Source organism: Curtobacterium sp. JUb34, assembly GCF_003755065.1.
In the GTDB taxonomy this organism is placed as follows: Bacteria; Actinomycetota; Actinomycetes; order Actinomycetales; family Microbacteriaceae; genus Curtobacterium.
On record NZ_RJVH01000004.1, the window covers coordinates 166,140 to 191,219 of the forward strand.

General features: G+C 71.0%; 23 protein-coding genes and 2 tRNA genes. 8 read left to right on the forward strand and 17 right to left on the reverse strand.

Features of this window, described 5'->3' with window-relative positions; all coding sequences use genetic code 11:
* Positions 1 to 21: 21 nt before the first annotated feature.
* Together dacB and EDF63_RS14760 are read right to left on the reverse strand one after the other, a co-directional pair.
* Positions 22 to 1,530, reverse strand: coding sequence for a D-alanyl-D-alanine carboxypeptidase/D-alanyl-D-alanine-endopeptidase (gene dacB, locus EDF63_RS14755; RefSeq protein ID WP_123313784.1), 1,509 nt, complete (start codon positions 1,528 to 1,530; stop codon positions 22 to 24).
* A gap of 73 nt (positions 1,531 to 1,603) precedes the next feature.
* Entirely contained in the window at positions 1,604 to 2,599 is a 996-nt protein-coding gene (locus EDF63_RS14760) for a Gfo/Idh/MocA family protein (RefSeq protein WP_123313785.1), read from the reverse strand.
* A 129-nt stretch (positions 2,600 to 2,728) separates the two neighbouring features.
* On the opposite strand from EDF63_RS14760, the gene EDF63_RS14765 reads away from it, so the two are divergent.
* Positions 2,729 to 4,408 (forward strand): HAD family acid phosphatase, encoded by a 1,680-nt coding sequence (locus tag EDF63_RS14765; protein WP_123313786.1) that lies wholly within the window; start codon positions 2,729 to 2,731, stop codon positions 4,406 to 4,408.
* A 51-nt stretch (positions 4,409 to 4,459) separates the two neighbouring features.
* On the opposite strand, the gene EDF63_RS14770 is transcribed toward EDF63_RS14765, so the two are convergent.
* The 12 genes from EDF63_RS14770 to EDF63_RS14825 form a co-directional block, all read right to left on the reverse strand.
* Entirely contained in the window at positions 4,460 to 4,900 is a 441-nt protein-coding gene (locus tag EDF63_RS14770; protein WP_123313787.1) for a BLUF domain-containing protein, read from the reverse strand.
* Positions 4,901 to 4,991: 91 nt separating this feature from the next.
* Entirely contained in the window at positions 4,992 to 5,795 is an 804-nt protein-coding gene (locus tag EDF63_RS14775; protein ID WP_123313788.1) for a glycoside hydrolase family 16 protein, read from the reverse strand.
* A 193-nt stretch (positions 5,796 to 5,988) separates the two neighbouring features.
* Positions 5,989 to 6,061 (reverse strand) — tRNA-Thr (locus tag EDF63_RS14780).
* 46 nt (positions 6,062 to 6,107) lie between these two features.
* Complete coding sequence (locus EDF63_RS14785; RefSeq protein ID WP_123313789.1) at positions 6,108 to 6,743, reverse strand: TetR/AcrR family transcriptional regulator; 636 nt, start codon at positions 6,741 to 6,743, stop codon at positions 6,108 to 6,110.
* Between the two features lie 48 nt (positions 6,744 to 6,791).
* Positions 6,792 to 7,934 carry a DNA polymerase III subunit delta' gene (locus EDF63_RS14790; RefSeq protein WP_123313790.1) on the reverse strand — a complete coding sequence of 381 codons (1,143 nt, stop codon included), beginning with the start codon at positions 7,932 to 7,934 and terminating at the stop codon, positions 6,792 to 6,794.
* Positions 7,935 to 7,995: 61 nt separating this feature from the next.
* Entirely contained in the window at positions 7,996 to 8,631 is a 636-nt protein-coding gene (gene tmk / locus EDF63_RS14795) for a dTMP kinase (protein ID WP_123313791.1), read from the reverse strand.
* Positions 8,628 to 11,432: a type I DNA topoisomerase gene (gene topA, locus EDF63_RS14800; RefSeq protein ID WP_123313792.1), complete on the reverse strand. Its 2,805-nt coding sequence runs from the start codon at positions 11,430 to 11,432 to the stop codon at positions 8,628 to 8,630. Before topA ends, tmk begins: the two co-directional genes overlap by 4 nt.
* Complete coding sequence (locus EDF63_RS18735) at positions 11,408 to 11,857, reverse strand: hypothetical protein (RefSeq protein ID WP_185021450.1); 450 nt, start codon at positions 11,855 to 11,857, stop codon at positions 11,408 to 11,410. The genes topA and EDF63_RS18735 overlap by 25 nt, the downstream gene beginning before the upstream one ends.
* A gap of 16 nt (positions 11,858 to 11,873) precedes the next feature.
* Positions 11,874 to 12,224: a TadE family type IV pilus minor pilin gene (locus EDF63_RS14810; protein ID WP_123313793.1), complete on the reverse strand. Its 351-nt coding sequence runs from the start codon at positions 12,222 to 12,224 to the stop codon at positions 11,874 to 11,876.
* Entirely contained in the window at positions 12,208 to 12,420 is a 213-nt protein-coding gene (locus EDF63_RS14815) for a DUF4244 domain-containing protein (RefSeq protein ID WP_123313794.1), read from the reverse strand. The genes EDF63_RS14810 and EDF63_RS14815 overlap by 17 nt, the downstream gene beginning before the upstream one ends.
* Positions 12,421 to 12,505: 85 nt before the next feature.
* Entirely contained in the window at positions 12,506 to 13,372 is an 867-nt protein-coding gene (locus tag EDF63_RS14820) for a type II secretion system F family protein (protein ID WP_123313795.1), read from the reverse strand.
* Positions 13,369 to 14,385 (reverse strand): TadA family conjugal transfer-associated ATPase, encoded by a 1,017-nt coding sequence (locus EDF63_RS14825; protein WP_123313796.1) that lies wholly within the window; start codon positions 14,383 to 14,385, stop codon positions 13,369 to 13,371. The genes EDF63_RS14820 and EDF63_RS14825 overlap by 4 nt, the downstream gene beginning before the upstream one ends.
* A 713-nt stretch (positions 14,386 to 15,098) precedes the next feature.
* Between EDF63_RS14825 and acs the strand changes: the two genes are divergently transcribed.
* Positions 15,099 to 17,051, forward strand: coding sequence for an acetate--CoA ligase (gene acs / locus EDF63_RS14830; protein ID WP_123313797.1), 1,953 nt, complete (start codon positions 15,099 to 15,101; stop codon positions 17,049 to 17,051).
* Between the two features lie 79 nt (positions 17,052 to 17,130).
* Here the strand turns inward: acs and EDF63_RS14835 are convergent, their stop codons facing one another.
* Positions 17,131 to 17,592 (reverse strand): RidA family protein, encoded by a 462-nt coding sequence (locus EDF63_RS14835; protein WP_123313798.1) that lies wholly within the window; start codon positions 17,590 to 17,592, stop codon positions 17,131 to 17,133.
* Complete coding sequence (locus EDF63_RS14840) at positions 17,589 to 17,747, reverse strand: DUF4177 domain-containing protein (protein WP_017888699.1); 159 nt, start codon at positions 17,745 to 17,747, stop codon at positions 17,589 to 17,591. Before EDF63_RS14840 ends, EDF63_RS14835 begins: the two co-directional genes overlap by 4 nt.
* Positions 17,748 to 17,797: 50 nt before the next feature.
* Here EDF63_RS14840 and EDF63_RS14845 point away from each other — a divergent pair, with 50 nt between their 5' ends.
* The 6 genes from EDF63_RS14845 (at position 17,798) to EDF63_RS14870 (ending at position 23,804) form a co-directional block, all read left to right on the forward strand.
* On the forward strand, positions 17,798 to 20,359 hold the full coding sequence (locus EDF63_RS14845) for a transglycosylase domain-containing protein (protein ID WP_123313799.1): 2,562 nt from the start codon (positions 17,798 to 17,800) through the stop codon (positions 20,357 to 20,359).
* A complete protein-coding gene (locus EDF63_RS14850) occupies positions 20,356 to 21,312 on the forward strand; it encodes a metallophosphoesterase (RefSeq protein ID WP_123313800.1) in 957 nt (318 codons plus the stop codon). The genes EDF63_RS14845 and EDF63_RS14850 overlap by 4 nt, the downstream gene beginning before the upstream one ends.
* A gap of 91 nt (positions 21,313 to 21,403) precedes the next feature.
* Positions 21,404 to 21,477: transfer RNA gene (locus tag EDF63_RS14855), tRNA-Pro, on the forward strand.
* A gap of 187 nt (positions 21,478 to 21,664) precedes the next feature.
* Positions 21,665 to 22,063 (forward strand): hypothetical protein, encoded by a 399-nt coding sequence (locus EDF63_RS14860; RefSeq protein WP_148061795.1) that lies wholly within the window; start codon positions 21,665 to 21,667, stop codon positions 22,061 to 22,063.
* 95 nt (positions 22,064 to 22,158) lie between these two features.
* The gene (locus EDF63_RS14865; RefSeq protein WP_123313802.1) at positions 22,159 to 23,190 is read left to right on the forward strand and encodes a sensor histidine kinase; all 1,032 of its coding nucleotides are present in this window, start codon (positions 22,159 to 22,161) and stop codon (positions 23,188 to 23,190) included.
* Positions 23,187 to 23,804, forward strand: a complete 618-nt coding sequence (locus EDF63_RS14870) for a response regulator (protein ID WP_148061796.1) — start codon at positions 23,187 to 23,189, stop codon at positions 23,802 to 23,804. The genes EDF63_RS14865 and EDF63_RS14870 overlap by 4 nt, the downstream gene beginning before the upstream one ends.
* A gap of 106 nt (positions 23,805 to 23,910) precedes the next feature.
* Here the strand turns inward: EDF63_RS14870 and EDF63_RS14875 are convergent, their stop codons facing one another.
* Positions 23,911 to 24,960: an LLM class flavin-dependent oxidoreductase gene (locus tag EDF63_RS14875; protein WP_123313804.1), complete on the reverse strand. Its 1,050-nt coding sequence runs from the start codon at positions 24,958 to 24,960 to the stop codon at positions 23,911 to 23,913.
* Positions 24,961 to 25,080 lie beyond the last annotated feature (120 nt).

Here is a 25,080-nt window from a genome sequence, read left to right on the forward strand (position 1 = left end):
GCCCATCCAACACCCGGTGACTCAGGAGTCGGTGAGCTTGCTCCCGCAGGAGTACGTCGCCGCGGTCACCGCGTCGAGCGCCGGCAGCGCGGCCGCTCGCGACGACCCGATGGCGTAGAACGCGAAGGTCAGGCGGGATCCGTCCGCGGCGTCGATGTACCCGCCGAGTGTGTTCGCGCTGTCGATCCACCCGGTCTTCGCGTGCACCTTGCCGCGCGCGACGGCGTTCGCGCCGGTGAAGCGGCTGGCGAGGGTGCCGGACTGGCCCGACACGGGCAGGGCGTTCGCCAGGGTCCCGAGCCCCTTCGCACCCGCGGCGACCTGCACCATGAGGTGGGCGACGAAGTTCGGCGACACCGCGTTCGCAGCGCTCTCGCCCGACCCGTCCTTGATGACGATCCCGGCCGGGTCGACGCCGTAGGAGCCGAGCGCCGACTGGTACACCGAGGTGAGCGACGCCGCCGAGCCGTTCGAGCCGGACTCCTTCGACGACACCCGGGCGAGCATCTCGGCGAGGGTGTTGTCCGAGTTCGGGATCATCTGCCCGACGAGCGTCGACACCGGCTGCGACGACACCGTCGCGATGGTGTCCGTGCTGGTCGTGGCACGCTTGACGATCTGTGCGTTCGCGGCGCCCGCCACCCCGGCGTTCGCCAGTGCCGTCCGGAACGCCGCGCCGGCCCGACCGACCGGGTCCTCGGACCGGGGCGAGGTCGCCGCGGCCGGGTTCGCCCGGTCACCGTCGACCATCAACGCGGTGACCTTCGGCTGGTACCCGATGGTGCGCTCGGACACCGGCCACGTGGGGTCCCACGCGTCGGCGTCGCTCCAGTACGTGTCGTCGGTCACGATCGTGCTGACGGCGGCGTCGCCGACCTTCGCCTTCACCTGCTGGGCGAGCTGCGCGAGCGTCGGGGCGCCCGGGTAGACCGTGCCGTTGCCCGCCGACAGGGTCGCGTCGCCGTGTCCGACCAGTGCGATGGTCCCGCCGGACTCCTGCGTGACCGTGGTCGGGATGCGGTGGTCGCCCCCGAGCACCGCGAGTGCCGTCGCCGTCGTCAGGGTCTTCATGACGCTGCCGGTCTGGGCTGCCGTGTCCCCGTTCTTCGAGAACAGGACCTCGCCCGTCTTCGCGTCCATGACGTAGCCCTCGAACGCGCCGAGACCGCTCGCCGACGCCGCGCCCGCGATCGAGCAGGTGCGCAGCGCGGACGGGCCGGCCGGGTCCTTCGGCACCGCGCGGGCGTCCGGGGTCGGTGTCGGCGTGCTCGTCGGTCGCTTCGTCGCGGCGGTCGAGCGACTCGGCGTCGACGTCGCGCTCGAGGTCGTCGGCGGTGCGGCGGACGTGCGGGTGTCCGGTGTCATCGCCGCGGCGACCGCGACGGCCCCGCCCGAACCGACCACGAGCAGGGCGGCGAGCCCACCGGCGATCCAGGGCACCGGACGTCGCACGGCGGAGGCGCGCGCTGCTGCGACGGCGGCGCGGAGACGCTCCGGTACGGAAGGCGGGGTGGGCTGCTGCTCGGACATCGCGACCGATCCTACGGAACTGCGGCAGGAGCCTCCAGGCCGGATCGTCGCCGTGTGGACGACGCGACCCGGATCAGGGTGCTGTGGGGTCGTCGTCCGCGGAGTAGCGCACGCCGACCTGTCGGCGGGCCTCGTCCATGACGGCCATGATCGCGACCGACTGCTCGGCGTCCATCGGACCGCCTTCGTGCACACCCGACCTGATCATCGCCTCGAACGCACGGGCCTCGTGCCCGTAGCCGGCGAGTTCCTCGCGTGCGTCGAACTCCTCGACCACGACACCGTCGCGGTCCCGGATCCGCCACGTCGTCGGGGTGTACCAGGTCGAGTCGAGGTCGATGCGCCCCGATTCGCCGATGACCGACGCGGTGTTCGGACTGCGCAGGTCCATCCCGAAGTGGATCATCGACTGCGCCCCGCCGTCGTGCGTGAGGACGACGCCCATCTGCGTGTCGACGCCCTGCTCGCTCAGTGTGCCGGCCGCGACGAGCGAGGTGGGCACCCCCAGCACGTCGACGGCGAAGGACACCGGGTACACGCCCAGGTCCAGCAGGGCCCCACCCCCGAGGGCGGGGTCGCGCAGCCGGTGCGACGGATCGGTGGGCAGGGCCTGGTGGTGCGTCGCCTCGACGAGCACCGGCCGTCCGATGCGCCCCTCGGCCAGGACCTCGCGGATCATCGCCATCTGCGGCAGGAAGCGGGTCCACATCGCCTCGGTCACCGCGACGCCGGCTCGACGGGCAGCGTCGACCACCGTGCGTGCCTCGGCCGCGGTCATCGTGAAGGCCTTCTCGACGAGGACGTGCTTGCCGGCGCGGATCGCGAGCAGGGCGTCCTCGGCGTGCCGGACGTGCGGGGTCGCGACGTACACGGCGTCGACTGCGTCGTCGGCGACGAGGTCGTCGTAGGAGCCGTGCGCCCGTGGGATGCCGAACTCCGCCGCGAACGACTCCGCGCCCTCGCGGGTGCGGCTGCCGACCGCCGTGAACTCGATGCCCGCGGCGACGCAGTCACCCACGAAGGACCGGGCGATGCCGCCCGTGCCGATGACTCCCCAGCGAACCGTCATGCGGCCATGTCTACCAGGACTGGCCGCAGCACTTTGGTATGGACTCCACGGGTGATTGCCAGCTAACGTGCTGCGAGATCCCCCATCCGGGGGTCACTCCTCCCCGAGTCGAAGGTGTGCAGGTCCTCCATGCGCCGTTCCGTCCTCACCGTCGTCGCCACCAGCGCGGCGATCGTCCTCACGTCCACCCTGGTCGGCGGCCCGGCCAGCGCACACGGGTGGGGAGGACCAGGACACGGACCGGGGCACTCGCCAGGGCACTCCGCCGACGCCGGCCTGACGCCGCGGACACACTTCACGATGGCCGCCGACGGCACGTCCGGTGCGACGCAGGGCGGCGAGGGCATCCCGAACATCGACTCCGTCAAGAAGACCATCGCCACGTACTACGGCGACCCCGGCACGGGCCTGGCGAACCGGACCGACTCCCCCTACATCCGCGAGATGCGGTCCATCGTCGCCCGCCAGGGAGCGTCGCTGCAGCGCATCCACGACCGGGCCGTCCGGCACGGCGAGAAGCCCGCGATCGTCCTCGACGCCGACGACACCACCCTGTGGACGTACGACATGGAGGTCGCGGACATGCACTTCGTCTTCGACCCCGCACTGCAGGACGAATGGGTGCAGGACGAACGCTTCGCCGCCACCCCGTCCATGGTCGGTTTCGTCAACCGCGCCGCCGCGATGGGCTTCACCGTGTTCGGGCTGACCGGCCGGAACGACGACCAGAAGACCGCGACCGTGCAGAACCTGTCGAAGGTCGGGTACACGGCCTTCGCCGAGGACCGCTTCTTCACGAAGTGGACCGGCACGGGTGCCTCGCAGCAGCCGTCGTACATCACCTGCGCCACGGCGAAGTGCACCACCGTCGAGTACAAGGCCCTCACCCGCAAGCACATCGAGCAGGACCTCGGCTACGACATCACGCTGAACATCGGCGACCAGTGGAGCGACCTGCAGGGCGGGTACGCCGACCGGTCCCTCAAGCTGCCGAACCCCACCTACTTCCTGCCCTCGGCCGACCTGCCCGGCGTCTCCGAACCCCGGCTTTCCCCACGGACGCAGTTCACGATGGCGGCCGACGGCTCCTCCGGCGCGACGCAGTCCGGCGAGGGCATCCCGAACATCGACTCCGTCAAGAAGACCATCGCCACGTACTACGGCGACCCCGGCACCGGACTCGCGAACCGCACCGACTCCCCGTACATCCGCGAGATGCGGTCCATCGTGCAGCGACAGGCCCCCGTCGTCGCCGCCCAGTGCGCCGTCGGTCGGAAGCTGCACCGCAACCCCGCGATCGTGCTCGACGCCGACGACACCACCCTGTGGACCTACGACATGGAGGTCGCGGACATGCACTTCGTCTTCGACCCCGCGCTGCAGGACGAATGGGTGCAGGACGAACGGTTCCCGGCGACCCCGTCGATGACCTCGCTCGTGTCGATCGCCCAGCGTTCCGGCTGCACGATCATCGGGCTGACCGGCCGGAACGCCGATCAGGAGACCGCCACCATCGACAACCTGCAGCGGGTCGGGTACCCGCAGTTCTCGGCCACGAAGCGCGGGACCGAGACCTACTACACGAAGTGGACCGGGGTCGGGGCGTCGCAGCAGCCGTCGTACATCACCTGCGCCACGGCGAAGTGCACCACCGTCGAGTACAAGTCGCAGACCCGGGCGCACATCGAGTCACGAGCGGGTGGCCGGTACGACGTGGTCGCGAACTTCGGTGACCAGTACAGCGACCTGCTCGGGGGCTCGGCGGACCGCAGCGTCAAGCTGCCGAACCCGACGTACTACCTGCCCTGAGCCGGCCGCGTCGGCGCGGTCGCGTCGGCGCGGTCGCGTCGGCGCGTGCGCTCAGCGTCGGTGCTTGCCGAGTGCAGCGTCGGGGGTGGCCATCGGGTGCGTGCGGAACCAGCGCAGCAGCGCTCGCGCCTTGCTGGTGTCCGCGCTCCGGTCACCGTCGGTCAGGAACGTGTCGAAGCCGTCGGGGAGCGCGGCCTCGTGCCCGCGGTCGAACGCCATCGTCCACTCCCCGAACCGCGGGGTGTGGATCCGCTCCTCGACGAGCAGCCCGACGTCGGTGTGCCGGGGGTCCTCGATGATGCGCTGGTACGTCTCGAGGACGGCGGCCTCCGGGCCCTCGAGCAGCTGCATGAACCGACCGTCCTTGTACACGAGGAGGCCGGACAGGCCGGATGCGGCGTTCCGTGCTCTGGCGTGTTCGAGCAGCGCATCGAGGCGATCCTGGTCGAACGGTTCGTCGGCGGCGCTCATGTAGACGAGTGACAGGAGCATGACGACCTTTCGAACGGAGAACGCGGCTTCGGTTCGATCGTCGCGCACGGCGGCGCTTCCGCGCAGCCCCAGAACGGGGAGCGCGTCGGCGTCACTGCGCGTCGTACGTGCGGACCCAGTCGATCTGCAGGTGGCCGGCCTTGCCCCAGTTGCCGACCTGCACCATGTAGCGGTGCGGGGTCGTCGGGACGTTCCGCGCGACCGTGAAGACGAGCTTGCCGTCGAGGTAGTAGTGGATCGCCCGCCCGGGGATCCACTCCGTCGTGTAGGTGTGCCAGTCGCGCCAGGACACCCGGGTGTTGTAGTTGTCCGAGGCCTTCTCGAGCCCGGGCAGCATCGAGTGGTGGAACACCCGCGGCGAACCGTCGAAGTTCCCCTCTGGGTAGTTCAGTTCCCCGTCCGCCCAGTCGTTCGACGTCGGCCAGAGCATGATCGCGGCACCGTTCTTGTCGCCGCCCGTCGCCCGGGCACGGATGCTGAACGACCCGCCGACGTGGGACCAGGCGTCCTCCGGGGTGCCGAAGGTGCCGGCTGAGCCGTGCTCGCCGTCGAGGGCGATGTCCATGTACCCGTCGTGCGCGCTGACCATCTTGCTCGAGTAGTACTTGCCGCCGGTGCCGTCCGGGTAGGGCTGCCACGACTGCGCGTACGTCGCCGCGAAGGGACCGTCCGCCGCTGCCGGGGTGTCGAAGTCCACCGAGAAGGTCGGTGTGCGCCCGATGGTCGGGTCGGTCGCGGCGGTGGTCGGTTGCGGGGTCGCGCTCGCGCTGCTGGTCGATCCCCCGGCCGCGGTCGCCGAGGACGTCGCCCGCGACTCCGGCACGGCGGCGGCGGTGATGGCCAACGCGGCAGCCGCAGCAGCCACCAGGACGACGGTCGTCGCGCGCTTGAACACGGTGCCTCCGTCGGTCGGCCGCCGAGGGGTGCGGGGCGGTGCGGGTGGTGGTCGCGGGGATCCCTGCAACGCCGAAAGGCTATCCCGCGCCGTACCCCGCTGTCTGGTCCGGAGCCAAGGGGTGCGGTTTCCCGCAGACGCAGAAATCCCCGGTCAGGACCTGATGCAGATCCGTGACCGGGGACGTGTTCCGAGCCGCCTGTCGGAATCGAACCGACGACCTATTCATTACGAGTGAATCGCTCTACCGACTGAGCTAAGGCGGCGCGCTCGCTCCGATTCCGGAGCGGCACGAGCAATGACTATACAGGTTCAGACGAGTGAACGCGAAACGAGCACGCCGAGCTCGGCGAAGGACCGGCGGAGCTCGTCGACCAGGTGCGAACCGCCCTCGGACCCGGACCACTCCCACCACGCGTGCCGCAGTGCACCGAGGGCGACGATCGACGCCAGGCGCGCCCGCCGACGGAGCGCATCGGAGTCTGCGGCGAGCTCGGGGTCATCGCGTTCGAGCCGCCGGGTGACCGCGGCCTGGATCTCGGCCTGGAACTCCTTCATCGACTCCATGCGACGACTGAAGAGCTCGGGGTTCGCTCGGAGCACCTGCTGTCGCTCCTCGATCAGTCCACGCTCCTCGATGAGCTCCTGCGTCGAGTGGACGAGCAGCGCGCCGAGGTCCGACAGCAGGTCGCCCCCGGGCCCGCCGTCGACGAACTCCTGCAGCGCGGCGTCGTCGGGCAGTTCCGGGTCGTCCCCGAGGATCGCCTGTTCCTTGCTCGGGAAGTAGTTGAAGAACGTGCGGGGTGAGACGTCGGCCCGACGCGAGATCTCGTCCACGGTGACCGCGCCGAGGCCGTCCTCGATCGCGATGCGGAGCGCGGCGGCCTGGATGGCGCGGCGGGTGGCGCGGCGTTTCCGTTCGCGCAGGCCGGGTTCAGCGTCGGGCATGCCGTGATTGTCCCACGCCCCGATCGGCGCGGGGAGCGTCGGCGGCGGTCAGTGCCGGACGCGGGCGATCGTGACGAGCAGCGCCTCGAGCGCGAGCAACGCCGCCACGTTCGCGGCGATCCGCTGCCGGGCGAGGGCGATCGCGTCGAGCACCTCGAGCGCCGCGGCCGGCGTGACCGACTGCAGGGCGTGGTCGAGGTGGTCGCGCATCGCCAGGTTGACCGGCTCGGCCGGCGCACCGAGACCGAGCAGGAGCAGGTCGCGGTAGAGCGAGGACACGTCGACCAGGATGCGGTCGAGGCCGTCGCGCAGGCTACGGGTCGCGCGGCGCTTCTGGTCCTCTTCCAGCAGGCGGAGCTGCGAGCGGAGGGCTGGCGGGATCGTGCCGCCGGGCTCGATGCCGAGCGACCGCAGCGCCGCGTCGCGTTCCTCGGAGTCGCGCTGCTGCGTGATGGCCTTGGCGTCCTCGTCCGCGACGGCGAGCAGGTCGGCGGCGGCCATCACCGCGTCGCCGACGCTCCGGACGCCGAGCACGGTCGTCAGGGTGCGGCGACGGCGGTCGCGGGCGTCCTCGCTCGTCGCCAGACGCTGCGCCATCCCGATGTGGCTCTGCGCCTGCCGTGCAGCGTCCATCGCGAGGTCGCGGTCGATGCCGGTGCGCGCGACGAGCAGGTCGGCGACGGACTCGATGCCGGGGACCCGGAGTCGCACGGAGCGTACGCGCGACCGGATCGTGGGCAGCAGGTCCGCTTCACTCGGGGCGCAGAGGATCCACACCGTGCGCTCCGGTGGTTCCTCGAGCGCCTTGAGCAGCAGGTTCGAGGTGCGTTCCGTCATGCGGTCGGCGTCCTCGATGATCACGATGCGGTACCGCCCGACCGACGGCGAGTAGTACGACGACGTGACGAGCTGCCGGATCTCGTCGATGGTGATGATCACGCGTTGCGTCGTGAGCACCGACACGTCTGGGTGCGTCTTGGCGGTGATCTGCTGCAGGGTGTGGTCGTCGTCGGGACCGTTGCCCACGAGGGCCGCCGCGAACGCCGTCGCCACGTTCGACCGGCCGGATCCGGGAGGGCCCGTGATCAGCCACGAGTGCGTCATGCCGCCGGTGCCGTCGGTCGACTCCGCGGCGTTCCGGAGGGAGGCGACTGCCTCTTCCTGCCCGGTCAGGCCGTCCCACACGCTCACGGGACCATCCTGTCAGCGACCACCGTCAGGCGGCCGACCATCGTCGTCCGGGTGGCCACGGTCATGCCGGGTCGATCGCGACGAGCGGGGCGACCGCGGCGCGGATGGCGCGCTGGACGTCCTCGGTGGAGCCGCCGGCGTCGACCACCAGGAACCGGTCGGGCTCGGCCGCCGCCATGTCGAGGAACGCCTGCCGTACCGACTCGTGGAACGCCTCGGCCTCGGACTCCAGGCGGTCGAACGTGTCCCCGCGGGCCGCGGTGACCCGCGCGCGGCCGACCGTCACGTCGAGGTCGAGCAGGATCGTCAGGTCCGGCACCAGGCCGTCCGCCGCCCACGCCGACACCGAGCGGATGTGCTCGGCGCCCAGACCGCGCGCGACCCCCTGGTAGGCGACCGACGAGTCGATGTACCGGTCCTGCAGAACGACCTCGTCGCGGGCGATCGCCGGACGGACGACCGTCTCGACGTGGTGGGCGCGGTCCGCCGCGTACAACAGCGCCTCGGCTCGGGGCGACACGTGCCCGCGCTCGTGCAGGACGATCTCGCGGATCCGCAGGCCCAGCTCGGTGCCACCGGGCTCGCGGGTCCGCAGGACGGTGCGGCCGTGCTCGACGAGCCACGCCGAGAGCAGCTCGGCCTGGGTCGTCTTGCCCGCGCCGTCGCCGCCCTCGAGCGTGATGAACCGTCCGGTCACTTCTTCTTGGCCGGCGCCCGTCGGGCCGGCGTCTTCTTCTTGACCGGGCCCTTCGCGCGCTTGTCCGCGATGAGCTGGACGGCACGGGCGTGATCGACGGCCTCGACGTCCTCGCCCTTCGGGATCGTCGCGTTCGTCTCACCGTCGGTGACGTAGGGGCCGAAGCGGCCGTCCTTCATCTTGATCGGCTTGCCGGACACGGGGTCTGCCTCGAACTCCTTCAGCGCGGAGCTCGCGGCACGGTTGCCGCCGTACTTCGGCTGCGAGAAGATCTCGAGCGCACCGGCCAGGTCGATGTCGAAGATCGCGTCCTCGCCGGGCAGGGTCCGGGTGTCCGTCCCCTTCTTCAGGTACGGGCCGTAGCGACCGTTCTGCGCGGTGATGTCGTTGCCGGTCTCCGGGTCCTGGCCGACGACGCGGGGCAGGTCGAGGAGCTTCAGCGCGGTCTCGAGGTCGACGGTCGCCGGGTCCATCGACTTGAACAGCGAGGCCGTCCGTTCCTTGGGCGCCGCGGCCTTCTTCGTCGTCTTCTTCGCCGGGGCCTTCTTCGCCGGTGCCTTCTTGCCGGTCGTGGTCTCGGCGGGGGCCTCGGCCGCTGCGGGCTCGGGCACAGCCGCGGCCTCGACGACCTCACCGGTCTTCGGGTCGACGGTGGGCTCGGGCTCCGGGGTGCGCTCCGTGACGTAGGGACCGAAGCGGCCGTCCTTCGCCAGGACCTCCTTGCCCGTGTCCGGGTTGATGCCCACGACGCGGTCGCCGATGACGGGGGCGTCGACGAGTTCCTTCGCCTTCTCGACGGTCAGCTCGTCGGGGGCCAGGTCCTCGGGGACGTTGACGCGACGCGGCTTCTCCGGGTCGTCGCTCGGCACCTCGATGTAGGGGCCGTACCGACCGATCCGCAGGGTGAGGCCCGGTGCGAGCTCGACCGAGTTGATCTCACGCGCGTCGATCTCACCGAGGTTGTCGATGACGGTCCGCAGGCCGCGCTGGTCGTCGTCGCCCCCACCGAAGTAGAAGCCCTTGAGCCAGTCGACCCGGTCGGCGTCGCCGCGGGCGATCCGGTCGAGGTCCTCTTCCATCTCGGCGGTGAAGTCGTACTCGACCAGTTCGCCGAAGTACTCCTCCAGCAGCCGGACCACGCTGAACGCGATCCAGTTCGGCACGAGCTGGGTGCCGCGCAGCGACACGTAGCCGCGGTCGATGATCGTCGGGCTGATCGTCGGGTACGTCGACGGACGCCCGATCCCCAGCTCTTCCAGCGTCTTGATGAGGCTGGCCTCGGTGAAGCGCGGCGGCGGCGTGGTGTCGTGGCCCTTCGCCAGCACGTCGTGCACCTCGAGGTGCTCGCCCTGCTTGACGTCGGGCAGGGCGACGTCCTGCCCGGCACGCTCGCTCGACTCGTGACGGTCCTCGTCGCGGCCCTCTTCGTAGGCGCTGAGGAAGCCGCGGAACGTGATGACGGTGCCGGACGCGGTGAACTCGGCGTCGGTGCCGTTCGCGGTCGACGTGATGCCCTCGACGGACTCGGTCGACGCGATGCCGAGCACGATCGACGCGGTCGAACCCTTGGCGTCCGCCATCTGGGACGCGATGGTGCGCTTCCAGATGAGGTCGTAGAGCCGCCACTCGACGCCGGTCAGCGTGCCCTGGAGCTCCTGCGGGGTGCGGAAGGAGTCACCCGACGGACGGATCGCCTCGTGCGCCTCCTGCGCGTTCTTGCTCTTGCTCGCGTACAGCCGGGGCTTGTCCGGCACGGTCGCGGCGCCGTAGAGGTCGGCCGCCTGCTTGCGTGCGGCGTCGATCGCCTGCTTCGAGAGCGAGACGGAGTCGGTACGGATGTAGGTGATGTAGCCGTTCTCGTACAGGGTCTGGGCTGCACGCGCCGTCTGCCGCGGCGACAGCCGCAGCTTGCGCGCTGCCTCCTGCTGCAGGGTCGACGTGGTGAACGGTGCCGCCGGACGGCGGGTGTACGGCTTCGAGTCGACGCTGCGGACGGTGGCGTCCCCGGCGCGCTCGAGCACGGTGGTCAGCGAGGCGGCTGCGGCCTCGTCGAGGCGCACGACGTCGCCGCTGAGCGCACCGCGGTCGTCGAAGTCGCGGCCCGAGGCGACGCGGGTGCCCTGGATCCGGGCGAGTCGCGCGGAGAAGGAGGACTCCCCCGTCTTCTCGAAGCGCGCGGAGAGGTCCCAGTAGTTCGCGGAGACGAAGGCGAGGCGCTCGCGCTCACGGTCGACCACGAGCCGGGTCGCGGCGGACTGCACACGACCGGCGGAGAGGCCGGGAGCGACCTTGCGCCACAGGACCGGCGAGACCTCGTACCCGTAGAGACGGTCGAGGATGCGGCGGGTCTCCTGCGCGTCGACGAGAGCGGTGTCGAGCTCACGGGTGGCCTCCTGCGCCCGCTGGATCGCCTCCTTCGTGATCTCGTGGAAGACCATCCGCTTGACGGGGACCTTCGGCTTGAGGACCTGGAGCAGGTGCCAGGCGATCGCTTCACCTTCGCGGTCTTCATCTGTTGCGAGGTAGAGCTCGTCGGCGTCCTTGAGCGCACGCTTGAGCTCGGCGACCGTCTTCTTCTTGGCGTCGGACACGACGTAGTACGGCTCGAAGCCGTTGTCGACGTCCACCGAGAACTTGCCGAGGGAGCCCTTCTTGAGCTCGGCCGGCAGGTTCTTCGGCTCGACGAGGTCGCGGATGTGTCCGACCGAGGCCTGGACTTCGTATCCGTCACCGAGGTATTGCGCGATCGTCTTCGCCTTCGCAGGGCTCTCGACGATCACGAGCTTCTTCGTGCCTGGCACGTGTCTCCTTGATCCGTGGTGCTGGTCGGCCCTGGACACGAACGTGTCCGGGTCGCCCGGGACATCGGTGACCGGTGGCCGACAGGCACACCATACACACAGTGCTCGGGCTGGCAGTCCGCCGGACCGGCGACCGCGGATGCGCCGACGGCGAACGGTCCGGAGCCGACGACCACGCGCACCCGGGCCGTCGTGGCGGCGAGGTCGCAGCTCGCGAGCGCCGAGCCGTTCGCCCGCGCGACCCGCTCGGCGACGTCGCACGGCTGTCCGGTGAGGAGCCCGATCGACGTCGCGGCGGCCGAGGTCGCGGCGGCGTCGGCGGCGTCCCCGGCCCGGACCGCCTGCGTGCGGTGTCCGGCCGCGGCGAGCGCCGCCGACCCGACGAGCACCCCGATGCCCAGGACCGCGGCGACGAGCACGGTCACCGATCCGCGCTCGGGGTCAGCGTCCTCGTGCCGCAGCACAGGCCGTCGCCCGGAGCGGCAGCACTGCGAACGGACCGGTGCCGCCGCGCGTGGCGTCGACGCACACCAGGTCGGCCGTGCGCCGGACGGTGACGGAGGATCCCGGCGCGATCCGCTCGGCGGCGGCGAGTCCGACGGCGTCGTCCCCGCGTCCGACACCCCGCGCAGCCACCGCCGCGGCCGACTGCAGGCGTCCCTGTCCGTCGACGACGAGGACGGCCGCGACGAGCAGCGTGAGGACGAGTGCGACGACGGGCAGCACGACCGCGAACTCGACCGTGACGGAGCCCCGGTCACCGGATCCAGCGTGGTCACAGCGCGAGGGCACCGCGGACGAGCTCGGTGAGGATGGTCTGGACCTCGCCCGAGCGCATGACGGCGACGAGCACGCCGGCGAACGCCACGGCGGCGAGGATGACGACCGCGTACTCGGCGGTCGCGGACCCCTGGTCGTCCTGGACGGCGGCGTGGAGCCGGTCGACGACGCGGTGGGTGCGACGGATGCGGTTCGGTGTGGTGCTCATGGGTTTCGTCCCTTCTGTTGCGTGGTTCCCAGCGTGGCGCGCGGTCACCGCCCGGTCGGGACCGCGATCGGCATCTGTGGAGAGGTCACCGCGCACCGACGACGGTGGAGGAGAGGACGCCGACCACGACGGGCATCACCCCGACGAGCACGAACGCGGGCAGGACGCAGGTGCCGAGCGGCAGCACCAGTCGGACCGCCAGGCGCTCGGCCGCTGCGAGTCCGGCGGCAGCGGCGTCGTCACGGACGTCCTCCGCGGCACGACGCAGCAGTCCCGCGGCGGGGACGCCCGCGCGCTGGGCCAGGTCGAGCACCTCGCGCAGGCGGACCGCGTCTGCGGCCGGAGGGACGTTCCCGCCGGTGGCACGACGGACCGCTTCTCCGGCCACGATCCACGAACCGCCACCGGACACGGCGACCGCCCAGGCGTCGAGGACGACCCCGGGGACGCGCCCGTCCGGCGTCGCCGACCGGACGAGCCGCGCGGTCCACGCCCGCCCGAGCAGCACGAGCAGCGCCGCGACCGCCGAGCACCCCCAGCCGAGCGGCGATCCGGTGAGGACCTGCACGGCTCCGGATCCCCACGAAGCTCCGAGCCCGAGCCCGAAGAGCGGCAGTGCCAGGACCACGCGGGCGCTGGTGCGCGGGCCGGCGAGGGCGACCCGGATCGCCCGGTCCGATGCCGCCGATCGACGGAGCGCGCCGGCGAGGGCGCCGAGCGTCTCCGCGACGGGGGCGCCGGTCCGTTCCGCGACCCGGAGGACGACGGCGATGTCCGCGCAGGCCGGGGCGTTCCCGGCCGGGAGCCTGCCGACGAGCTCCCAGGCCCGTGCCGGAGGGACCCCGGCCGCGATGAGTGTCGCCACCCGGTCCAGGGTGCCGGCCACGCGCGCCGGGTCAAACGGCGCCGGACGCCGATCGCGGCGCCCCCGGCGGAGCGGCCACCTGCTCACGGTGCGCCGTCCACCGGGCGGACCCCGAGCCTCCCGTCCGACCCGACGTGGAACGCGCCGACCGCGGCGAGCCGTCGTCCGCCTGCCCGGCGCTCGACGTGGAGCACCAGGTCGAACGCACTGACCGCCTGTCGGGCCAGCGCCTCGACCCCGAGCCCGGCGAGGGCACCGAGCGCCTCGAGCCGAGCGGCGACGTCCGCGACACCGTTCGCGTGCACGGTGCCGGCACCGCCGTCGTGGCCGGTGTTCAGCGCGGACATGAGCTCGCGGACCTCGGCGCCCCGGCACTCCCCCACGACGATCCGGTCGGGTCGCATCCGCAGCGCCTCGCGCACGAGGCGGTCCAGGCCGAGCGCTCCGACGCCCTCGGCGTTCGCCTGTCGCGCCTCGAGCGCGACCACGTGCGGGTGGGCGATGCGCAGCTCGGCGACGTCCTCGACCGTGACGATCCGCTCGTCGGCCGGGACGGCGCCGAGCAGCGCGGCGAGCAGGGTGGTCTTGCCGCTGCCGGTCGCACCGGTGACCAGGACGTTGCGGCGCGCGGCGACGGCATCCTCGACGATGGACCGTGGCACTTGCTCGAAGGTGCCGGCGCGTTCGAGCGCGGCGAGGGTCGGGCGCTCGGGGTGCGGGAGTCGGATCGAGACCGCGGTGCCGCCGACCGAGACCGGGGCGAGTACGACGTGCACACGAATGCCGTCGCCGTGCCGGACGTCAGCGCACGGCGTGGTCTCGTCGACGTGGCGTCCGCCGAGCGCCACCAGGCGCGTGGCGAGTTCGCGGGTGCGCGACTCGGTCAGGCGCGGCGCGGCGGCTTCGAGTCCGCCGCCACGGTCGGTCCAGGTGCCGACACCGCCGACGACCAGGACGTCGGTGACCCCGGCATCGGAGACGAGTCCGGCGAGTTCCTCGAACTCGACGACACCGTGCGTTCGGCGTCGAAGGACGGTGGCGGTCCCGGGAAGCAGAGGCCCGGCCCCGGGCAGGAAGGGCGCGGCGCGGTGACGGTGCATGACGCCAGAGCGTACGAGGCGAGCCGCTTTCGGCATCCGGTGCCACAAGCAGCCTGTGGAGCGGTAGGGACGCGAGCGAGCAACGGACCGGTTTGTCCCCCGAAACAGAAAGTCGTACCCCACTCCACGGTGCGGCGGTCGGCGTGCCTCACCACGGCTGATCGCGACAGGACCCCGGACGCAGGGCTGCCGAACGGGAGTAGCAATTGCTACGACGGAGCTGCGCGCTCCATGCGTGAGCATGTACCGGTCTGTCCACTCGACCGGCATGCCTGCGCGGATCGCCGCCGATCGCCGGCGGCCGACGAGCGTCGATCGCTCGAGTCGGACTCCGGGCAAAAGAAGAGGCGGCACCGGTTGGGGGGAACTGGTGCCGCCTGGACATCGAAGGATTGGGGGGAATCCGATTCGATGCCGCCGGAAACGAGTCCAGCAGGAACTACTGTACCCCACGATCCGCCCCTCGGGGCAACCCCCGACACGACCGCCGGGCGTGCCGCCGCGACCAGGACACACCCGGACCCGCCGTCGCCGCCCCACGCCCCCGCACCCGGACCCGCCGTCGCCGCCCCACACCCCCACACCCGGACCCGCCGTCGCCGCCCCGCGCCCCCGCACCCGAGCCGCCGCTCGTCACGGAACCGCGCAGCGCACGGGCCGAGGGGTAGTCTCCGTGGCGCACCCTGAGGACGCAACGACGCGAAAGGACATCGATGTCCACTCCGACCCAGACCGACCACCGCGAGGACGACGGCGCCACCTTCCCGCCGACACCCGAGTTCGTCGCTGACGCCGTCGCGCACGAGGACCTGCACGAGTCCGCCGCCGCCGACCGCGAGGCCTTCTGGGCCGAGCAGTCCCGCAGCCTGCTCGACTGGCGCACCCCGTTCACGCAGACCCTCGACTGGTCCGGCGCCCCGTTCGCGAAGTGGTTCGCCGACGGCACGCTCAACGTGGCCGAGAACTGCCTCGACCGGCACGTCCGCGCGGGCAACGGGGACCGGGTGGCGATCCACTTCGAGGGCGCACCCGGCGACACCCGCCGGATCACCTACGCCGAACTGACCGCCGACGTGCAGCGCGCCGCGAACATGCTCACCGACCTCGGCGTCGGGCAGGGCGACCGCGTCGTCGTCTACCTGCCGCTCATCCCCGAGGCCGTCGTGACGATGCTCGCCGTCGCCCGCATCGGCGCCGTGCACTCGGTCGTCTTCGGCGGGTTCAGCGCGGAGAGCCTCCGCGCCCGCATCGAGGACGCCGGCGCGAAGCTCGTCGTCACGGCGGACGGCGGCTGGCGCCGTGGCGCGGTGTCAGCCCTCAAGCCCGCGGTCGACGAGGCGCTCGAGGGCGAGGGCACCGACAGCGTCGAGCACGTCCTGGTCGTCAAGCGCGGCGGCAACGAGATCGCCTGGAACGACCGCGACCTGTGGTGGCACGACGAGGTCGCGAAGGCCGCCCCGGAGCACACGCCCGAGGCCTTCCCCGCCGAGACCCCGCTCTTCATCCTGTACACCTCGGGCACGACCGGGAAGCCGAAGGGCATCGTGCACACCTCCGGCGGGTACCTGACCCAGGCCGCGTACACGCACAAGAACGTGTTCGACATGCACCCCGACAGGGACGTCTACTGGTGCACCGCCGACATCGGCTGGATCACCGGGCACTCGTACGTCGTCTACGGCCCCCTGGCGAACGGTGTGACACAGGTGCTCTACGAGGGGACGCCCGACGAGCCGAAGCCCGGCCGCTGGTGGGACCTCGTCGACTCCTACGGCGTCACCGTCCTGTACACCGCGCCGACCGCCGTGCGTGCGGCGATGAAGGCCGGCCGCGAGATCCCCGAGGCGCGCAGCCTCGAGACCCTCCGTCTGCTCGGCAGCGTCGGCGAACCCATCAACCCCGAGGCGTGGAACTGGTACCGCCAGGTCATCGGCCACGACCGAACGCCGATCGTCGACACGTGGTGGCAGACCGAGACCGGCGCGATCATGATCTCCGCCCTGCCCGGCGTCACGAAGCTCAAGCCCGGCGCAGCGCAGACGCCGCTGCCCGGCATCGTCGCGGAGATCGTCGACGACGACGGCAACCGTGCCGACCCCGGCGAGAGCGGCTACCTCACCATCACCGAGCCGTGGCCGTCGATGGCGCGCGGCATCTGGGGCGACCCGGACCGCTTCGTCGAGACGTACTGGTCGCGGTTCCCCGGGCGGTACTTCGCCGGCGACGGCGCACGGCTCGACGGTCAGGGCGACATCTGGATCCAGGGCCGCGTCGACGACGTCATGAACGTCTCCGGGCACCGCCTGTCGACGGCCGAGATCGAGTCCGCCCTGGTCGGGCACGAGGGCGTCGCCGAGGCGGCCGTCGTCGGAGCCGCCGACGAGACCACCGGACAGGCAGTCGTCGCGTACGTCATCCTGACGGCGGAGGCAGCGGCGGACGTCGACCGCGAATCCGCATCGACCGAACTCCGCAACTGGGTGGGCAAGCGCATCGGTGCGATCGCGAAGCCCCGCCAGGTGGTCATCGTCCCCGAACTGCCCAAGACGCGCTCCGGCAAGATCATGCGGCGCCTGCTGCGCGACGCGGCCGAGGGCCGCCGCATCGGCGATACGACGACGCTGGCCGACCCGACGATCATGGCGACCATCGCGGAACTCATGTAGTCCCGGAAACGAAAGGCAGGGCCTCCAGTCAGATCCGGACTGGAGGCCCTGCTCACGTTCGTTCCGTCGGTCGCCGCCGTCAGGCGGACAGTTCCACCACCAGCTCGACCTCGACAGGAGCGTCCAGCGGGAGGACCGCGACGCCCACCGCGCTGCGCGCGTGGACGCCTGCGTCACCGAAGACCTCGCCGACCAGGGTGGAGGCGCCGTTCGCGACCCCGGGCTGACCCGTGAAGGACGGCTCCGACGCGACGAACACGGTGACCTTGACGACCCGGGCGACGCGGTCGAGCGAGCCGGCGACCGACTCGACGGCGGCCAGGGCGTTGAGCGCGGCCACGCGTGCCTGCGCGGTGGCGGTCTCGGCGTCGACGGACGCCCCGACCTTGCCGGTGACGGGGAGTGCGCCGTCGACGAACGGCAGCTGGCCGGCCGTGTAGACGTACTGGCCGGTGACGACCGCGGGGACGTAGGCGGCGACGGGTGCGGCGACCGGCGGGAGCGTCAGCCCCAGCTCGGCGAGGCGGTCCGCGACGCTCATGCGTCGGCCTTCGGGCGCTTGAGGTACGCGACGAGCCCACCCTCGGGGCCGGTGACGATCTGGACCAGCTCCCAGCCCTCGTCCCCGTAGTTGTTGAGGATGGCGGTGGTGTTGTGGATCATCAGGGGCGTGGTGAAGTACTCCCAGCGAGTCATGCGGTTCCTTGCCAGCCTTTCAGTCGTGGGTGTCGTTTAGGCTGCATCCTATGTCTGCCCAGAAGACGTCTGCCTCGCGGACCAAGCCCGTCTCAGCAGTCGGCGCCTTCATCGGATTCGTCGGGTTCAGTGCCCTCGCCGGCCTGCTCGTCACGATCGGGGTCACCCCGGCCATCGCGGTCGCCGGTGTCACGACGACGTCGACGATCGGTGTGTTTGAGTCGCTGCCGGAGTACATCGAGATCGGTGACCTGCCGCAGCGCAACGAGCTGTACGCGTACTCGGGTGGCAAGTCGGTGCACTTCGCGACGCTGTACGACCAGAACCGGCAGGAACTGAAGTACGACCAGATCAGCGACCAGCTGAAGAACGCCGCCATCGACGGCGAGGACAAGCGCTTCTACAGTCACGGCGGCGTCGACATGACCTCGCTCATCCGTGCCGGCGTGGGCAGCATCGCTGGCGGGCTCGGCGACTCGGGCGGTGGGTCGACGTTGACCATGCAGCTCGTCCGCAACATCAAGATGAACGAGGCCCTGAACCTGCCGACCAAGAAGGAGCAGGAGAAGGCCTACAACGAGGCCGTCGAGCAGACCATCCCCCGCAAGCTCGAGGAGATGAAGCTCGCGATCGGGCTGGCGAAGAAGTACTCCAAGAAGGAGATCCTCACCGCCTACCTGAACATCGCCTACTTCGGCGACCAGACCTACGGCGTGCAGGCCGCGGCGCAGCACTACTACAACAAGAGCGCGACGAAGCTGACGCCAGCCGAGGCCGCGTCGCTGATGGCCATCGTGCAGTACCCCGAGGCACGCAACCTGTCGACCCCGAAGAAGTACGACGCCAACGTCGCCCGGCGCAACGTCATCCTGCGCTCGATGTACGACCAGAAGAACCTGACCGAAGCCGAGTACCGCACCGCTCGCCTGTCGAAGCCGGCGGACTACGTGCACCTGACGCAGCCCTCGCAGGGCTGCCGGGCATCGGTCGGCGACGGCTCGCAGTTCTTCTGCGACTACGCCAAGAAGGTCGTGCTCGAGATGTCGCAGCTCGGCTCGTCGCAGAAGGCGCGCGACACCGCGTGGCGGAACGGCGGCTACAAGATCCAGACGACGCTGAACATCGACCTCAACGCCGAGCAGAAGCAGCTCCTCAACACGTACGACAACAAGGCCGAGACGAGCCTGGCCCTGGGTGCGACGCTCAACTCGATCGAGGCCGGTTCCGGCCGCATCATCACCATGGCGCAGAACAAGGACTTCGACGAGTCCCTGAAGTCGGCACCGACCTCGACCTCGTTGAACTACAGCGTCGACTACAAGTACGGCAACTCCGGCGGGTTCCAGACCGGCTCGACGTACAAGCTCTTCACGCTGCTCGACTGGATCAAGACCGGCCACGGGCTCAACGAGACCGTCAGTGGTGCTGAACGTGTGGTCACGCCGTGGACCATCTGCGGTCAGACCGACTACACGAAGTTCGACGTCTCGAACGACGCTCCGGGCGAGGGCGGGAACTGGAGCGTGCTCGGGGCCACCGCTGGGTCGATCAACGGCGCGTTCGCGTCGATGGCCCAGAAGCTCGACCTCTGCGACATCCGGGACATCGCCCAGTCGCTCGGCGTGCACCGCGCTGACGGTGGCGAGCTGCAGTACCAGAACCCGTCGGCCATCCTCGGCACCAACGAGATCGCGCCGATGACGATGGCCGCGGCCTACGCCGCCGTCGCCAACAACGGCATCTACTGCAAGCCGATCGCCATCGACCAGATCACCTCGCCGTCCGGCAAGCAGCTCGGCGGCCAGACGAAGGACTGCCAGCAGGCTGTCGACCCCGCCTTCGCACAGGCAGCGATCTACGCCATGAAGGGCACGATCACCAGTGGTACCGCGCGCGGTGCTCAGACGCCGGACGGCACCCAGATGTTCGCCAAGACGGGCACGACCGACGAGGCTGACCAGATCTGGCTCGTGGGCGCGAGCTCACGCGTCGCCACCGCCTACTGGCAGGGCAACACCGACGGCAAGAAGAACAACCTCCGGCACTACAGCAACGGGGTCAACGGCACGTACGCCGGATCCCGTGCCGACGTCTGGCGTCAAGCGATGACCGCGGTCAACGCCACCTACCCCGCCGGTGCCTTCACGGACCCCCAGCCGACGGCGATCCGTGGCAACGCCAAGGCGCTGCCGAACCTGCAGGGGAAGACCGCTGACGAAGCCCGCGCAGCGATCTCCGGCGCCGGCTTCAACTACGTCGACGGTGGCGCCCGCCCCGGCACCGGCAACCCCGGTTCGGTGTCGTCGACCTCGCCGTCCGCCGGTGCACTCCTGTCCTCCGGCTCGAGCGTGACGGTCTACACCTCGGACGGGTCGCAGGCCAACGTGCCCGAGATCGGCGGGGACTCGCTCGGTGATGCCCGCTCGGCACTGAACGACGCCGGCTTCGGCAACGTCAGCGTGTCGGACGACTTCGCGAAGGGCGGCGGCAACAAGACCTGCAAGGTCGCGGCCGTCGACCCGGCGATCAGTTCGGCAGCGGACAAGAACGCCGGTGTGACGATCCAGCTCTACGGCGACAAGAACGGCAAGGCGCCCAAGGACTGCAAGTGACCCGCGGTCGCGCCGCGCTCGGGGTCCTCGCAGCCGGCGCGGCCGTCGGGGCCGCCTCGTTCGCCTGGGGTTCCCTGGTCGAGCGTCGACGCTTCGGCATCCGGTGGGAGACCGTCCCGGTCCTCCCTCCGGGGTCCCGTGACGTCACCGTCCTGCACCTGTCCGACATCCACATGGCTCCGTGGCAGGCCGACAAGCAGCAGTGGCTGCGCGACCTGTCCCTGGTCGAGCCGGACTTCATCGTCAACACCGGCGACAACCTCGGGCACCCCACGGCGAACGCCGCCGTGGAGTACGCACTGGAGCCGTTCCGGGGTGTTCCCGGCGTGTTCGCGTACGGGTCGAACGACTTTTTCGGACCGTCGCCGCGCAACCCGCTGAAGTACTTCTCCGGCCCGAGCCGCATGCACAGCGAGGCGAAGCCCGTCGAGCTCGACATCGACCGGCAGACGGCGTTCTTCGAGTCCCTCGGGTGGCTCGACCTGAACGACCACGCACACGCCATCGAGCTCCGCGGCTCACGGTTCGAGCTGTTCGGCACCTCGGACGCGCACCGCGACTGGGACCGGCTCGACCTGCTCCCCACGAACGTCGACGAGATGCGCGGCGAGGTCCCCTGGTCCGAGGACGAGGACGGCCCCGCCCCCGTCGCCATCGGAGTGACGCACGCGCCCTACCGCCGCGTGCTCGATGCCTTCGTCACCCAGGGAGCCGACGTCATCTTCGCCGGGCACACCCACGGCGGTCAGGTGCAGGTGCCCGGAGTCGGTGCGCTCGTCACGAACAGCGACCTCCCCCGCCGGTACGTCAGCGGACTGCACAAGTGGGAGCACCGGAACCACTGGTCGTGGCTCGAGGTCTCGGCCGGTCTCGGCACCTCGATCTACGCCCCGGTGCGGTTCGCCTGCCGCCCCGAAGCGGTCGTCGTGACGCTCACCGCCCGCACCGCCTGACGACGCGCCCGGGAGTTCGCCGGATGGTCGTGAGCACCCCCGATCATCGGATAGTATTGTCGGGTTGCTCCGGTACGGAGTGATCACACCGCGGGGTGTGGCGCAGCTTGGTAGCGCGCCTCGTTCGGGACGAGGAGGTCGCAGGTTCAAATCCTGTCACCCCGACACTGTGTTGAGACAGTACGAAGAAGGCCCTGGTTCTCCGGAACCGGGGCCTTCTGCTTTTCGACGGATAGCCTCGACGACGATGGAACACTCGAGGTCCCGGCGCCCAGCAGCCATCGGTGCGATCGCTGTCGCGACCATGCTGATCGCCACCGCGTGCAGCAGTACGGCCGAAATCACGCCCGTGATGGACGACTCCGTCCGCTCGGTGCGCGATCGTCTCGAGACCGTGGCTCGCACGAGCCGGAGCGCAGCGGACCTCGAACGCCGGATCCTCGACGGGGAGAGCTACACGCTGCTCCTGCTCGACGCGACGCCGCAGGAGATCCGGACGACGAAGCCGTTCCCGTCGACCGTGATCACCGCCGTTCGACGTGACGGCGAGCGCGTCGACGTCGAGATGTACACGACCGGGCAGGGCTCGTCCGGCGCCGGCTGGTTCGGCGACGAGTCCGTGAACGCAGTCGGGTGCGCCCGCCTGACAGCCCGACCTGGTCGCAACGCCACCGCGACGGGCGTGCAGTGCGGCGACACCGTACGAGCAGTGTTCGTGGATCCCTGGGTCGAGGTCCGACTCCGGCCCTGATCGGGGCAGGCGTCGTGTCCTGATGTGTCCAGTGACCCATCGTGCGGCGTGCGGCGCCATCGCGCTGCGACACGGGCGATACGCTCGCGACCGTCATGGACATCCCCAATCGACTCGCCGCCGTCTTCGCACAGATCGCCGCACAGTTCCCCGAGCTCGCCGACGACCCGGTCCTGACTCAGAACCTCGTCGACAACGTGACGTCGATGATCGCCGAGGCACACGCGCGCTACGCCGCCGGCGCCGCGGGCAGCGTCGTGAGCAACACCTACCTCGATCCGGAGCACCTGGCCACCGGCTCCCTGCACGCCGAGCACGCGCAGCACCCTGCCGGCGCGATGCTCGCGGCGGAGATGCTCTTCGACGCCTACCTGCCGCTCTTCGTGGACGAGGTCGGCGCGGAGTCCACCGCCGACGTCCTGCGTGCCACGAGGGCCCTGCACGCGGGCATCTGGAGCCGGTTCCCCGCCGGGGCCGTCGCCTACACCGAGGCGCTGCGCCAACGCGTCACGACGGCGCACCTGGACTCCCGCACGCAGATCGCGCGAGACCTGCACGACCGCGTGGCGCACGGCATCCTCGCAGGGCTCCAGCGGCTCGACCTGGTGCTGCTGACCGATCCCCCGTCCGCTGAGCGGGCGGCGCAGCTCGACGACGCCGCACGATTGCTGCGCGGAGCACTCGGCGACGTGCAGGACCTGGCGGTCAGCCTGCACGCCCGCGTCGGTGATGCACTGCTCGACGATGCGCTCGCCCGGCACGCCAGGGACCTCTTCCCCGACGACGACCGCTTGTCGTTCCGTGCCACGGGCACGCCCGAGCAGCTGCCGAACTGGCAGGCCGAGGAAGCACTGACGATCCTGCTCGAAGCGCTCACGAACCGGCGGAAGCACGCTCCGGACTCCACCGCCGAGGTGCACTTCGCGTGGACGCCGGCCGCCCTCGTCGTGACGGTCGCCGACGACGGTCCGGGCTTCGACCCCGATGCCGACGCCGACGGACGCCTCGGCCAGCAGACGATGCGCGAGCGGGCCGCGGTCATCGGCGCGCGACTCGACGTCGAGAGCAGCCCGAGCACCGCCAGCGGCACCACCGTGCGCCTGACGATCCCGCGGGGCACGCTGTGACCGTCACACACGTCGCCATCGTCGACGACCACCAGCTGTTCCGCGAAGGACTGGCCACGATCCTCGCCGCCGTCCCCACGATCCGTGTGGTCGCACACGCCGAGCGTCCGTCCGACGTGCTCGACTCCCCCGAGGCGGCCGCCATCGACGTCCTGCTCCTCGACGTCGAGCTCGACGGTCCGCCGGCGCGCACCACGATCGCCACGGTCCGCCGCACCCGTCCGGACATCCGCGTGGTGGTGCTCACGATGCACCGAGACGCCGTCCTGCGTCGGACCCTGCTCGACGCCGGCGCGGTCGACTTCGTGACGAAGGACACCCCGAGCCGCGAACTCGTCGACCGCATCGCCCGCGCCGCGCACGCCGATGCCGCACCGGTGACGTTCCCGGTGGACCTGGTCACCGAGGCTCGCGCCGGGTCACCGCTCAGCGACCGCGAACTCGAGGTCCTGCGGCTCCTCGCGGCCGCGCGCACCAACGCCGAGATCGCGGCGGACCTGCAGCTCGCGATCGGCACGGTCAAGCGGCACGTCTACAACGTGTTCCGGAAGCTCGACGTCGGTTCGCGCGTCGGCGCCGTGGCTGCGGCGACGCGCCTCGGCCTGCTCAGCTGAGGTGCCGCCCCACCTGGTGAGCAGAAATGGTCGGGTGCCCGAGGGCGACCCGACCATTTCTGCTCACCAAGCGAACGAACGAACGAAGCGAACGAACGAGAACGAACTAGACCGACGCGGCCGCCGCCGCACCCGCGGGCACGAGCCGCCCCGCGGCGTGCAGCCCCGCCACGACGTCGAGCGCCTGGTGCCGGTACCGCGCCTGCGCAGCACCCGGAGCGACGATCACGCCGTTCGCCCCGGTGGACGCCACGAGCGCGTTGATCTTGTCCGCCACCTGGTCGGCGGTGCCGTACGCCTGGCGCTCGGTGCGGGCGGCGATGAACCGACGCTCGAGGTCGGTGAACTCGTACGCACGGGCCTCGTCCATCGAGACCGGCTCGGGCTTCGCCCCCTGCCGCATCCGGATGAACGAGATCATCCCGGGAGCGCTCTGCTCGTCGACGACTACCGGGTCCTCGTCGGTGACGACCTGCACGCCGATGAGGGCGTTCGGCGTCTGGCGGAACCGCGAGGGCCGGAACGAGTCCCGGTACAGGGCGAGCGCCGCCTCGGTGTTGTCCGACGCGAAGTGGTGGGCAAAGGCGAACGAGACGCCGAGCGCCCCGGCGACCTGCGCGCTGTACCCCGAGGACCCGAGCAGCCAGAACTCCGGCACGTCGCCGTACCCGGGGACCGCACGGATGCGGGACAGCGGGTTCGACTCGTCCATGCCGGTGAAGAACCCGATCAGGTCGGCGAGGCGGTCCGGGAAGTCGTCGACGTCGAGCCGGTCGGTACGGCGCAGCGCCATCGCGGTCGCCCCGTCGGTGCCCGGCGCACGGCCGAGCCCGAGGTCGACGCGGTCGCCGTACAGCGCACGGAGCGTGCCGAACTGCTCGGCGATCACGAGTGGCGCGTGGTTCGGCAGCATGACGCCGCCGGACCCGATGCGGATGGACGAGGTGGCCGCGCCGACGGCGCTGAGCAGGACCGCCGGGGCCGACGAGGTGATGCCGGGCATGCCGTGGTGCTCGGCGACCCAGAACCGCTCGTAGCCGAGCTTCTCGGCGTGGACCGCCATGTCGATCGAGCCCTGCAGGGCCTCGGTGTTCGACTGGCCGTACTCGCGCGTCGCCAGGTCCAGGACGGACAGGTGCAGGGTGTCGTCGCTCATGTGGTTGCCAACGCGCGCCGCGTCGCACGCATTCCGCGTGCCCTGGACGCATCCGACGGACGGACGGGAGGCCCGTGGCGGCGCCGCCCCGCGCCTCCCGGCCGTCCTCCGGTCACCTGC